The organism is Priestia sp. P1_B12_1 (assembly GCF_056406695.1).
This window is the reverse complement of sequence record NZ_JBFTZR010000002.1, coordinates 251,551-264,698: the sequence shown is the minus strand read 5'-3', so window position 1 is coordinate 264,698 and position 13,148 is coordinate 251,551. Positions and strand designations below refer to the sequence as shown.

12 protein-coding genes are annotated in these 13,148 nt (G+C 39.7%); 1 reads left to right on the top strand and 11 read right to left on the bottom strand.

Annotated elements, in window-relative coordinates; all coding sequences use genetic code 11:
• Window positions 1-64: 64 nt before the first annotated feature.
• From AC1D0Y_RS06910 to nei, 3 genes are all read right to left on the bottom strand, one after another.
• Window positions 65-1,450, bottom strand: coding sequence for a DUF6612 family protein (locus AC1D0Y_RS06910; protein ID WP_477707403.1), 1,386 nt, complete (start codon window positions 1,448-1,450; stop codon window positions 65-67).
• A 211-nt stretch (window positions 1,451-1,661) separates the two neighbouring features.
• Entirely contained in the window at window positions 1,662-2,039 is a 378-nt protein-coding gene (locus AC1D0Y_RS06905; protein ID WP_013055587.1) for an FAS1-like dehydratase domain-containing protein, read from the bottom strand.
• Between the two features lie 104 nt (window positions 2,040-2,143).
• The gene (gene nei, locus AC1D0Y_RS06900) at window positions 2,144-2,962 is read right to left on the bottom strand and encodes an endonuclease VIII (protein WP_477707402.1); all 819 of its coding nucleotides are present in this window, start codon (window positions 2,960-2,962) and stop codon (window positions 2,144-2,146) included.
• A gap of 249 nt (window positions 2,963-3,211) precedes the next feature.
• Here nei and AC1D0Y_RS06895 point away from each other — a divergent pair, with 249 nt between their 5' ends.
• A complete protein-coding gene (locus tag AC1D0Y_RS06895; protein ID WP_217598943.1) occupies window positions 3,212-4,213 on the top strand; it encodes a DUF3231 family protein in 1,002 nt (333 codons plus the stop codon).
• A 34-nt stretch (window positions 4,214-4,247) separates the two neighbouring features.
• On the opposite strand, the gene AC1D0Y_RS06890 is transcribed toward AC1D0Y_RS06895, so the two are convergent.
• From AC1D0Y_RS06890 to AC1D0Y_RS06855, 8 genes are all read right to left on the bottom strand, one after another.
• Window positions 4,248-4,412, bottom strand: a complete 165-nt coding sequence (locus AC1D0Y_RS06890; RefSeq protein ID WP_165918632.1) for a hypothetical protein — start codon at window positions 4,410-4,412, stop codon at window positions 4,248-4,250.
• A gap of 124 nt (window positions 4,413-4,536) precedes the next feature.
• Complete coding sequence (locus AC1D0Y_RS06885; protein WP_477707401.1) at window positions 4,537-5,553, bottom strand: FecCD family ABC transporter permease; 1,017 nt, start codon at window positions 5,551-5,553, stop codon at window positions 4,537-4,539.
• A 5-nt stretch (window positions 5,554-5,558) separates the two neighbouring features.
• The gene (locus AC1D0Y_RS06880) at window positions 5,559-6,593 is read right to left on the bottom strand and encodes a FecCD family ABC transporter permease (protein WP_028407601.1); all 1,035 of its coding nucleotides are present in this window, start codon (window positions 6,591-6,593) and stop codon (window positions 5,559-5,561) included.
• Between the two features lie 79 nt (window positions 6,594-6,672).
• Window positions 6,673-7,617 (bottom strand): ABC transporter substrate-binding protein, encoded by a 945-nt coding sequence (locus tag AC1D0Y_RS06875; protein WP_477707400.1) that lies wholly within the window; start codon window positions 7,615-7,617, stop codon window positions 6,673-6,675.
• A 342-nt stretch (window positions 7,618-7,959) separates the two neighbouring features.
• Entirely contained in the window at window positions 7,960-9,150 is a 1,191-nt protein-coding gene (locus AC1D0Y_RS06870; protein WP_477707399.1) for an acyl-CoA dehydrogenase family protein, read from the bottom strand.
• Between the two features lie 15 nt (window positions 9,151-9,165).
• The gene (gene ssuD / locus AC1D0Y_RS06865; RefSeq protein WP_477707398.1) at window positions 9,166-10,299 is read right to left on the bottom strand and encodes an FMNH2-dependent alkanesulfonate monooxygenase; all 1,134 of its coding nucleotides are present in this window, start codon (window positions 10,297-10,299) and stop codon (window positions 9,166-9,168) included.
• A 107-nt stretch (window positions 10,300-10,406) separates the two neighbouring features.
• The gene (locus AC1D0Y_RS06860) at window positions 10,407-11,588 is read right to left on the bottom strand and encodes an acyl-CoA dehydrogenase family protein (RefSeq protein ID WP_217598945.1); all 1,182 of its coding nucleotides are present in this window, start codon (window positions 11,586-11,588) and stop codon (window positions 10,407-10,409) included.
• Window positions 11,585-12,970 (bottom strand): LLM class flavin-dependent oxidoreductase, encoded by a 1,386-nt coding sequence (locus tag AC1D0Y_RS06855; protein ID WP_477707397.1) that lies wholly within the window; start codon window positions 12,968-12,970, stop codon window positions 11,585-11,587. The genes AC1D0Y_RS06860 and AC1D0Y_RS06855 overlap by 4 nt, the downstream gene beginning before the upstream one ends.
• Window positions 12,971-13,148: the final 178 nt, after the last annotated feature.

Below are 13,148 nucleotides of genomic sequence, written 5' to 3'. Positions count from 1 at the left end.
ATATTTTAAAAGAGACATAAAAAAAAAGATTTCATGCATATAGCCGAAATCTTTTTTTGTCTATCTATGATTGCTGAGCAAATGTTAACAGATACTCATCTTGCATTAAAACTTCGTAATCTTTTTCACCATTTCTTACGACGTGTACAGGGACTGTTTTTGCTGGAAGTAATTCAACTGGCTCACGATAGCGTTTTGCTACTCCGTTAATAAGTTCGTTGACTAACTGCTCGTTACTCAGCTCACCCGCCTGGTATTTTTCTGCAAGTGGTGTCATGACTTCCGCTAATACACTTGCATCGTTAAATCCTTGAATTTCGACTTGTACGACGTACGCATCATCTTCATCACTATACGCTGCATCTTTAATTTTATATTTTGTAGATGAAAGAGCTTGTAGAAAAGCGCTGCTTACTTCGTTTAACTGCTCGTCGGTTATGTTTGAGCTCAATGATGATAAAGCACCTTTAAAATTCGTTTCAAAAAACTCTACAAACGAACTCTTTTGGAACTCCCCTTTTTCTTCTACCTGTTTCTTATCTTGCTGATTTGGATGTTTAGCAACAAATTGATCTGTATTTTGATAAACAGTTGCTTGAATTAAAGCGTCCACGTATTGTCCCGCTTCCTTGGCATAAGCAGCTTGCTTTTCTTTACTTGGCTTTTCACTGCCGCTATCTTTAGAAGCAGCAGCGGCTTTTGCTTCCACTTTTGGTTTTGTTACATTGTCTAATTGGTTATATGTATACGTATACGTATACGTTTGCTTAGACTTTGAGTTTTCTGTTTTTCCGTCTACTTTAACTGGATACGACTGATTTTTTACTACTTTCTTTATTTGCTTCGTTTCTTTATCAATTGTCACAACAAGCGAAAAATCTTTTCCTTTAATTTGGTCAAGGTCTACAGCAGTATCACTGCCTTGATTTGTTATTTTATAATAAGCTTTAGCATCACCTGCTATAATTTTTTGCTTTTTGTCCTTGCCTCCGTTAAATGTTAATACATACTCTTTGTCTTTTTCGGTGACGTCAAATTCATTTGGAAGATTTTTATCATATTTTTGATAGTAGCGTATTGGATTTTGTTGAAGCTCCATAGCGTTATTAATTAAAGCCGCAACGTACTTTTTTTCTTCTCCCTGTACTTTTGTGCTTTCTTCTCCAGCCACAGCTAACGTTTCATCACCATCATGATACATCTTCAATTCTTCGCCGTTCATTTTTGTGTTAATGTAACCTGCTTTACTTTTAAAATCAAACTCTTGTACTCCGTTTACTTGGTAATCAGAGGAGCCTTCTTCTTTTCCAGTGACCTTCACTTGAACATTTTTCACCTTTTCTTGTGCTTCTTTCACGTCACCCGTTAATTCCTCTGAAGACGGCATCCCACATGCCGAAAGCAATAGAGCGAATGATATTGCTAAGCTGGTATTCATTATTTTTTTCATATAAGAAACTCCTTTTTAAATATTTTTCCAAAAACAAGAATCTATGTACTTAGTAAATACACAATTTTACCATTCACAAAACCAAACTTCACTAAATTACCATATTTACATTTAAATAGTAACTAACAAAAGAAGGAAATTGCACAATAAAAAAGTCACGAATCCGTGACTTTTCTAACAGCATTCATACTTATTTGTTAACGTTTTTATTTTAATCTCTAATAATTCCATTACTTGTCCCTATCAGTACTTCTTTACCTTGTTGATTTCGATACACTGATTTGATTTTCACTTTTTGAAAACCATCTGCTTTTTCTACTTCAGTTAATATGCATTCACAGGTAACTGTATCTCCTGCAAAAACTGGACGAAGAAATTCACTCACCATTTCTCTTGCAATGTAGTTTAAGTCTCCTCCTATTTTCGTTCCAATACTAGCAGTCATAAGTCCATGCACCATTAGCCGCCCTTTTTCGTCACGTTCTATATGATGTTTGCCCCGGTCTCCAGTCATCTCCGCAAACTGCATGATTTCTTCCTCTTGAAACGTTCTTTGCCACGTAAATGTATCTCCTGCTTTACATTCCATCTTATCCATCCCCTTAAGATTATGACTTTACTTTTTAACTATATCACAAAAATGAACAGTCATTCATTTTCACATCAAAAAAATAGCAGAATAAATATATCCTGCTATTTTTGACAAGTAGGACAGTAATAAAGCCTTCTAGAAGCAACTTGCACTTTTAAGATAGGGGTGCCGTCAATTCGGCAAGCTTCTCCTTCACGGTTAAAAACCCAGTGGCGGTATTCAGAGCGCTTCTGGCCTTTCTTTTTTAACGTTTCAGCAAGCTTTACATCATTTGTAATGCCACCTGTTTCATAGGACTGTTTGACAAGAGAAATGGTTGCTTCAGCTGCCTTTTTAAGCTGTTCTTCCGTGCAGTCTACCGGACGAGCTGCAGGATTAATTCCCGCTACAAATAGGATTTCACTGCGCAAATAATTTCCAATCCCCGCTATAAAGCTTTGGTCTAGCAGCAGCGACGCCCATTTTCTGCGGTAAAATGGCTTAGAGTAGAAGCGATCTAAAAGCTCATCTGCCATTACTTTTTCACTTAAAATATCCGGACCTACTCTTGATACAAAAGAATGAGCAGAAACTTCTTCATCACGCAATACTTCAATATCAGAAGCGCTATAGAGCAGCGCTGATTTCTTTTCATTATGAATAGCAAGACGCAGCTGTCTGTTTGTAGATGGATAATTGTAAGATGAACGTACATACCATTTTCCATAAAGCTGATTATGTGAATAAATGGTATAGCCGTTGTCGAAACGAATAAGCATAGCCTTCCCTTTTGTATCTACCCTTTTAATACGAGCACCCGTTAATACTTCTTCGTAATGCTGTAAAGATGGAAAAGCAAACCATATCTCTCCAACGGGAAGACTGATAATCGCTTTTTCCACTTCATCGGCTGCTCGTCTAATTTCTGGACCTTCTGGCATATAATGAAACTCCTTTCTTTCCTGACTTTCTTCATTTATTATTTCGGTTTTATTTTTGCTTTGCAAGAAAGAAGCGGTTGAACTCTTCTTTTCCTAAAAGAACCTTTAAATTATGCATGACGGTTACTCTTATAGTAAAATGTTGATACCTTTTTTTACTTTCTATAGTGTTTATCTTACTTCCTTTGACTTATACTAGTTGATAACCTTTTAGAAACTTGTTAATTATCTATATATGAGGAGTTTATTATGAACAATCAATCATTTTCTCCACTATCAGCTGCCGAGATGGCTGTTATTTGGAAGCAATATATGAACGATAAAGCAATTTCTTGTATGCTTAACCATTTTCTGTGTCATGTAGACGATTTAGATATTCAAAAAGCGATTCAAGGTACACTGCACATCACAACAAGAAACAGTGATGCGCTCACTGCTATCTTTTTAAAAGAAAATATGCCAATCCCGCTCGGTTTCGGAGAAGAAGACCTTGATACTGAAGCTCCAAAATTATTTTCGGATTCTTTTTATTTGCTTTATTTGAAGCATATTTCAAATGTCCTTCTGCTATCAGCAACTACGGGCGTCGATGTTGCCGCAAGGAATGATGTACGGTCTTTTTTTCGCAGCTTACTGCTAAAAGCGGAAAAGCTTAACCAAACGATTACAGATTTGCTGTTAGAAAAACAAATTTTTATAGAGCTTCCTCCTATTCCTATTGCAGATTCATCTGATATGAACGACAAAGAGCTCTTCTTAGGGAGCTATTTTGATGAAAAGCGGCCGTTAACGGTCATTGAAATTTCTCATATCGTGTCAAGCATACAGACGAACTTAATTGCAAAGGATTTAATTTTAGGGTTTGCTCAAACAGCTCCTTCTCAGGAAATTCAAGCTTTTTTGTTAAAGGGTAGAGAGCAGGTACAGCAGCACATTGAATCCCTGTCACAACCGCTAATGGTAGAAAACATACCGGTCACAATGAAGTGGGATTACGGAGTAGAAAAGTCTTCCGTTCCTCCATTTTCAGAAAAACTCATGATGTTTCACCTGGCTGCGATGATTACTGAAAATGTACGTGGATATGGGCTTGCGATGTCAACGAGCCCGCGTTTAGATCTCGCTTTAAACTATACAAACTTCACGAATGAAATTTTGGAATACGCCAAAGAAGTATCAAGAATAAGTATTGAGCAAGGATGGCTAGAAGAGCCTCCGCATATTCCATTCCCAAAAATTCATTTGGAATAAAAATGAGATTGGGGCATAACGAAATGAACCCAATCTAAAGACGAGCAATGAGTTGGACTGCTTGTGACACCGCTGTTGATTTCCGTGCAAGGCTTCGCTTTCCGCGGGCGCCTGCTGAGCCTCCTCGTCGCTTGCGCTCCTGCGGGGTCTCACCTGTTGCGCTTTTCCCGCAGGAGTCTTCGCCTTGCTCTACAACCAACAGCTAGAAGTACCTGCATATATGAAACCTACGTTCACCATAATTACAAAAAAACACGAACTATTCATCCATTTTTGATGGATAGTTCGTGTTTAACTTTAACTACACTACTTTTGTCACAGCCTCATTTTTTAGATTCTCTCCACAGTAAATAAAGAAAATACGGAGCGCCGATAATGCCAATGATTAATCCGGCCGGAATTTCAATCGGAGGAGCAATTCCTCTCCCAATTAAATCTGCTGCTAGTACAAACAAAGCGCCAAGCAAAGCGGCTGTAGGAATCAATTTTTTGTGTCTCGGTCCCACTAACCGTTTGGCCACGTGAGGAATAATAAGCCCTACAAAGCCAATTGTCCCAACCACCGATACAACCGCAGCCGTCATTGCCACTGCGCTTGCCAGCAATACTAGACGAATTAACTCTACTCTAGCCCCTAGTCCTCGAGCCACTTCATCACCTAAATGAATTAAATCTAACCGGGCAGCTAACAGCCAAATCATCGGTACTAATATAACGATCCAGGGAAGTAAACCAATTAATTGATCCCATGTTCTTCCCCATAAGCTGCCGCTCAGCCAAATCAGTGCCGCATTTACGTTTGGATTTGCTTTTGAAATTAACAAGTGAATACCGGATGAACAAAAAGCGCTGACTGCTACACCGATTAATGCAAATCGAATAGGTTCTACTCCTTTTTTATAAGCAAGCAAATAGACGATGACAAAGACAAGCGAGCCTCCTGCAAACGCAACGACGGATAAAACAGATGGGCTTGCTAAAGGCAGTAAAATAGTGACTGCAACAGCTGCTAATCCTGACCCGCTTGATAGACCTAATGTATCTGGACTAGCGAGCGGATTTCTCATAATAGACTGTACGACGACTCCGGACACAGCTAGGCCGACTCCCGTTAAAATAGCCAGCAAAATACGAGGCAGACGAAATTCTACTAAAATGGACGTCAAGTCAGGATCGCCAATACCAATAAAAGACGTAATAATGTCTAGAGGAGGTATGTTAATGTCTCCTAAGCTAAGGCTTATCACACTCAGCGCTATAATTAAGACAGAAAGAATGATAAACAGGCCGACAGACTTGAATCGAGATGGCTGCTTTTTTGTTTTATTGACAGTCTGCATATAACTCATGCCTTCCTTTCTGTTTTTTTGCGTCTCGCTAAGTAAATAAAGTACGGCGTTCCGAGCAATGCTGTTACTGCACCTACAGGAGTCTCATACGGGTATGTAATAAATCGTGATAATACGTCTGCTAACAGCAATAAAGATGCACCAAGCAGCGCGCTCATTGGCAAAACGACCCGGTAATCTACACCTATTAAATAGCGTACCATATGAGGAACAACAAGCCCTACAAAGCCAATGGGGCCCGCAATTGCCACCGAAACACCTGCTAATACAATCACAACAACTGCAGTGAACGCTCTAATGGCAAAGACTCGCTGCCCGAGTCCTCTAGCTACGTCATCTCCTAAAGACAATAAAGAAGACGCTCTTCCCAGACCAAACGCAATAAGCAGGCCCACGATGCTAAAAGGAACCAATACATGAACATGTCCCCAATCTCGCCCAATAACTGAACCGGTGAGCCAGAACATAACGCCTTCTGTTTTGCTTTCATTAAAAATCAGCAGCGTTTGCGTGAGAGACATAAGCATACCTTGTATAGCAACACCTGTTAAAGCAAGCTTTACATCACTGTCGCCTCCTTTAATCAACGAACTCATGACATAAACAATAACAGCAGCAAATGCGCCTCCTAAAAATGCACCAAATACCCCGCCAATCATGCTTACACCAGGCACTAAAACCGTTAAAAATACCATTGCCGCTGATGCGCCGGCATTAATACCAAAAATACCAGGAGAAGCTAATGGATTTCTAGTTAATGCTTGCATCAACGCTCCAGCGACAGCCAAATTAGCGCCAACAAATGCCGTTACCAGTAAGCGAGGCAGGCGGACAGTTTGAATAATAGACTGTTCTTTTGATCCGTCAAAATTTAGTATAGCTTGCTTAATCGTTCCAAAAGAAATATGTATAGAACCGATGGAAATAGATAAAAACATTGAAATCAGTAAAAGAATAATAACCGCAAGAAAAATAGCTATTATACGAAGCGGAGATTTGTTTCTTTTGGATAAGCCGTGAACAGCTTTCATAGTAGACTGCGCCCCCTTTCATTTGAAAGTTCATTAAAAAGAAAAAAACAATCCCGCTGGATTGTTCTTTTCTTCGTTATTATTTGCCTTCAAATAATAACTTTTCTGCTTCATCTGCAATACCATTTGCACCTTGTACACTTCGGCGAAGAGACCATTTAAATACATCAACTTCATACACTTGATTATTTTTAACCGCTTTTAGCTCTTTCCATAATAGCTGTTTTGCTAAAGGCGTATGACCTTTTTCATTTCGCATAACAATGAGTTTGTCCGGATCTGCTTTTACAAGCTGTTCCATTGTCATTTTTACACTGTACTCTTTTGTAGGATCTGTTAATGCATTTTTGAAGCCTAATTGCTCAAGAACACCCGTTGTAAAGAAATTTGAAGTTCTAGCATTAATATTACCATTTGCATCAGCGATAACAAGTACATTGCCCGGATTTTTTGGTGCTTTTGCTTTTAAATCCTTCATTTTTTGCTTATGCTCTTCTACCACTTTTTCAACTTTTGCTTTCTTGCCAACCGCTTCTCCTACTTTTAACTCTGTATTTAGTAAATCATCGTAATTAGCATTTAAGTTTTTCAACTCAATCGTTGGCGCAATTTTCGATAATTCTTTGTATACATTTTTATGACGTTCTGAATCGGCGATAATCAAATCGGGCTTCAGCAGTTTAATCGATTCCAAGCTTGGCTGCGCTCGCGTGCCAACTGATTTGTATCCTTTGATTTCTTTTAGTACATCTTTATCAATAAGCTGTTCTGCTTTATCATCATCAGCTACTCCTACAGGTTTGATACCAGCATCTAACAATGCATCAATAAAGCCTAACTCTAATACGACTACTCGCTTTGGATTCTCTTTTACCTTTGTCTCTCCAAGCTCATGCTTGACCACTCTTGTTTTTTCACTTTTTTCATCAGCTGAATTTTCCTTATTCGTGTTGCTGCAGCCGATAAGCATTCCGATTGCCAGCATTGTAATAAAAGCCAGCAGTCCTATTTTTTTCTTATTCAAATGTCATTCCTCCTGCTTGTATCTTTATGTAGATAATCGACTCTTGAAACTGATAATCGTTATCATTATATCAGTTTTATCTATTTAAACAAGCTGATTCGTTATTTTTTAATTAAAAAAATTATATCTATTCTACAAAAAAGAGATTGAGATATAGCTACATCATTCCAATCTAAAGACGAACAAATGGGATATATGAGCTGAACTGCTTAAGACACGGCTAGAAGAAACTCAGTATATGAAACCTACGTTCACCATCACCATAAAAAAACCGAACGATTCATCGTCCGGATCTTCCTTCAACTAAATTATTTTTCTCCCAGCCTCTTTTTAGCAGACTTTCTATGAATATGGTGTAATAGGCGGCAGTTCACTGCTAAGACACCATTTCCCTATGTCACGCAGCTTATAAGCAATAGGATCGTGTAAGCTAATTGTCCGGGCGTTGCGCCAGTATCGATCAAATTTATACTGATCAGACGTGGCTCTCGCTCCCATCCCATCAAATATAGTAGAGGTAATATGTAAGGCCGTTTTGACAGTAAATGTTTTGGCCAACGCAATCGCAACTCCAGACTCGCCCCGCTGCTGTTTCGTTAGCGCATCTTCTTTTTTCCATGCATGATCAAATTCTGCAACAGCTTTTTCTATAAGTGCTGAACAAGCATGAAGGTTTAAACTCATTTCACCGTATTGCTGAATAATGTACGGATCTTGCTCTGCTGCTTCAACGTCTGAACTTATCCACGGCTTTGTATGAGCCTTCACGTAAACTTTTGATTCTTCCAAAGCGCCTTGAGCAATACCGTACAACAAGTGAGTGAGCATAAGCTGAGCCAAATGCGTTCGTACCGTAGGAAAAACCTTTTGCTCTTCAGCTGCTTTACGCAACATTTCTTCTTCATAAACGATAACATCTTCAAACTTTACACTTCCGCTATCCGTTTGGCGCTGGCCAAATCCATCCCAATTATCTTCAGTAACGATTCCGGCTCTATGAGTAGGAAGTACACATAGCAATACCTCACCGCTTCCTTCTTCTTGAGCCGATACTAACAAACGGTCTGAATCGGTTGCCCCGGAACAAAAACTCTTGCTTCCGCTAAGCATTAATCGCCCATTTTCTCGGACTGCTTTTAGTCCTGAATCTCTAGGGTTAAAGGCATTGCCCCAAAATAGCTGGTGAGCTGCTGTTTCTTTGTAAAAAGTTTTGTACTGCTCAATACTTCCAAATAGAAACGTCGAACAAACCGTCAAATAATGATACCCCAACAAGTGGGCAAGTGAACTATCTGCTTTCGCAATGATATTCACGACTTTAAAAACAATCGGCCAGCTGGCTCCATAACCCCCGTATTCCTTAGGAATCGGGAGAGCTAAAAGACCGCTTTTTCTAAGCAGATTACGCTCATGTAGAGGCGTTCCACCTTCTCTATCTCTTTTTGCAGCAGTTTTGGAAAACTCTTTAGCCAACTGGTTAGCCAATTTGAGGATCTTCTCTTGAGACGCTGCAATCGTTTGGGTGTTGTTCATGATTACCCTCCTTTCTCACCTTTTAGCGGGTGCTTTATCATTCACTTTCACTTCACCAAATGGACTGATAAATGTGCGCTCGTTCTCATCGTGCTTACGCTTAACTGGAAGCCTTGGAAACAAAAGCTCTGCTGTTCGATATGCTTCTTCTAAATGGGGATATCCAGATAAAATAAATGTTTCGATACCTAACTCTGCATATTCTTTGATTCGTTGTGCCACCGTATCAGCATCTCCTACTAAAGCTGTCCCTGCTCCTCCTCGAACTAACCCTACACCGGCCCATAGATTAGGGCTTACTTCTAAGTTTGAACGGTCACCTTGATGCAAGGCGCTCATACGTTTTTGACCTTCTGAATCCATTCGAGAAAATACTTTTTGGGCTGATTTAACAGCTTCTCCATCTACATGTTGAATCAGTTCATCTGCAGCTTTCCAGGCTTCTTCTTCAGTTTCACGAACAATGACATGAAGCCTGATGCCAAATCGAATTTCTCTTCCTGTCTGCTTTGCTTTTTCTTTCATGCCTTCAATTTTTTCTTTTACTTGTGCAGGAGGCTCTCCCCAAGTCAAATAGACGTCTATATGCCTTGAGGCAACGTCCATCGCTACAGGAGAAGAACCTCCAAAATAAAGGGGAGGATACGGTTTTTGGACTGGCGGATAAAGTACGTTGCCACCTTTAACACTCAAGTAGTCTCCGTCAAAGTGAACATCGGATTCATTTAATACCCTTCTCCATATCGTTAAAAATTCATCTGTCAGCTCATAGCGATCGTGATGGTTTAAAAACACTCCGTCTCCTTCTAACTCAACGGGATCTCCTCCTGCTACGACATTAATAAGGAGCCTTCCTTTCGAAAAGCGGTCAAATGTTGCAGCCATTCTTGCGGCTTGTGTAGGCGACATTAAACCCGGGCGTACCGCTACTAAAAACTTCAGATTGTCAGTGACTGGCACTAAAGTAGATGCAGCAATCCACGCGTCTTCACATGATTTTCCCGTTGGAAGCAAAACCCCGCTATATCCTAGCTCATCCGCAGCTTGTGCAACTTGTTTGCAATAAGAATAGCTTGCAGCCCTGGCTCCTTCATGGCTTCCTAAATAACGTCCATCTCCATACGTTGGAATAAACCAAAATAACTCCACTTGTATTCGCCCCTTTTTAAAGCTACATAAAAAAACTCCGTTATTACAAATAAACTGCAATAAGGAGCCTCAGTTGTCTGATAGCTTCATTTTTTACTATTTTTAAATCAAGCATACGGATTAGGTGTAGGGTACTGCTGATTTAACACCCAGTTCCCAACCGTTCGAAGCTTGTATTCAGCTGGATTATGAAGAGTATGAGTTCTTACATTACGCCAGAATCGATCGTATCCGTATTCAGCATGAACCGAACGCGCTCCCATAACTTCAAATATCTTACTTGTGATATCCAGTGCAGCATTACCAGCAAAAACATTGGCAGCCGCTACGTGAACTGCTAGGTTTCCACGTTCTTCTTCCGTTAATTTTCTGCCTTTTTCCCACGCTTCATCCAATATGAGAGCTGCTTCATCTGCAAGTGCACTGGCTGCTTTCGCTTGAATCCAGAGTTCACCGTATTTCCGCAGTATACCTGGATCATCCGAAGCTTTTTCTACTCCTGATGTTAACCAAGGCCTTGTTTTAGAAGCCGTATAGTTTTGTGCTTCTTCAATTGCTCCAAAGGCGCTTCCTATAAAGACATTCGTTAAAATAATTTGCGACAGCGAGGCTCCAATAGTTGAAAAAGAAGTAGGGTTTTCAACAAAATCTTGAATCACTTCATGTTCTTCTATTCGTACATTTTTAAAATCTACATTTCCACTTCCCGTCTGTCTTTGTCCCATCGCATTCCAATCATCTTTGACGGTAATGCCTGTTCTGTCAGTAGGCACGACTCCGTTTAAATATTGCCCCGTTTCTCTGTCATTAAATGATAACCATAAGTACTGAGAATCCGGTGAACCAGAACCGAACGCTTTCGTTCCATTTAATAGATAACCTTGTGATTGCTTGTCACCTTTTAGGCTTTCTACTAAAGGATTAGAGGCATTCCCCCAAAAAGCTTGCTGCTGAACAGATAAAGGATAAAAATAGGCCTGCTGTTCTTCTGTGCCTTTGATTCGAATATCTGAGACAAACAAGGAGTGATAGCCATATAAGTGACCCAATGCTGCATCGCCTTTCGCCAACTCTCGAACAATAGCTAAAGCCGTTGACCATTTCCCGCCTTCTCCGCCATATTTTTGAGGAATTAATAAATTTAACAGCCCGCTTTGGCGAATAGCATCTTTTTGCTGTTTAGGTGTTCCGCCTTCTTTATCTCTTTGTGCTGCATCCTTCGCAAAAGAAACGGACAGCTTTTTTGCTTGATCAAGATAAATTTCTCCCTTTACAGTTGTTGCAGTCATGTTAAACTCTCCCTTTGGCTCGTCTTTCGATACTGAGCGCCATAGTGTTCATCAGGCAAGAAATGTGATTTTTTAAATAGCTTTTCTCTATAAGTTCCTTCACTGTAATCTGTTTTGAATAAATCTCTTTCCTGCAAAACAGGAATCACTAAATCAATAAAATCAGCAAACGTTCCCGGCGTGGTCACATAAGCTATATTAAATCCATCCATGCCTGTATCGTCTATCCACTCTTCCATAAAATCAGCTACTTGTTCCGGACTTCCCACAGTAACAGGTCCCATTCCTCCAATACTGACAAATTTCACTACCTCTTCTACCGTCCACTTTCTATCGGGATCACTTATTGTAAATTTCTCTAAAGCTGAACGAACTGAATTCGTCGCAATAAATTCAATGAGCTGTTCTGGTTCATAGGCAGAAACATCGATTCCCGTCCAGCCGCTAAACAGCGTAGCTGCTCCTTCAAAATTGACATAGCTCTCAAACTGAGCAAGCTTCTTCTCAGCCTCTTTTTCAGTTCGTCCAACAATTGGTGTAAATAAATTAAAAATTAATACGCTCTGTGGGTCTCTGCCTTCTGCGGCGATTTGAGCGCGCATTTTTTTCACATAATCTGCGGCTACTTTTTTGGTAGGAAAACTTGTAAAGATACACTCAGCATGTTTGGCGGCAAATGCTCTTCCTGGGGCAGAAGCTCCTGCTTGAAATAAAACTGGAGTTCGCTGCGGGGAAGGTTCTGATAAATGTACACCCGGAACACTAAACCACTTCCCTTTATGATTAATCGGATGAACCCGGTCTGGAAGTGTAAAGATCCCTTTTTCTTTATCTCTTACAACAGCTCTTTCCTCCCAACTTCCTTCCCATAATTTATAGCAAACTTCTAAAAATTCGTCGGCAATATCATAGCGGGTTTCATGCGTAAAATGTTCTTCTAATCCTAGATTAATTGACCCGCTCTCAAGATATGAAGTCACAATATTCCATGCAATACGTCCATTTGTTAAATGATCCAACGTCGAAAATTTTCGCGCAAACGCATAAGGCTTCTCATAAGTAGTAGAGACCGTTACCCCAAACCCTAAATGCTTTGTTGCATATGCCATAGCGGAAATAAGTGCAGTTGGTTCATTCACTGGAAGCTGAGCAGCTTGTTTAAGAGCTCCTTCATTACTTTTCCTATAAACGTCATAAATACCTAACACATCGGCTAAAAACAAACCGTCAAACTTTCCTTTTTCCAATAGCTTAGCTAACTTCACCCAGTAATCTAACGTTTTATATTCGGCCGCCTGATCACTTGGGTACGTCCACAAACCAGGTGTCTGATGTACAACACAATTCATATCAAACGCATTTAAATAAATATGTTTCCCCATAGAAACCTCCAAAACTAATTAAATACATAAAATAACTAAGAATTAAATCTGTTTGGAAGTAATCTTAAAACATATTCTTCCAGGGTGTCAACGAAACTTCTTTCTTTATAATGAAACATAAATGAAGCTATTACTAATGCTGAATTAGGATTTCTTTAAAGGTTATTGACTTATTATT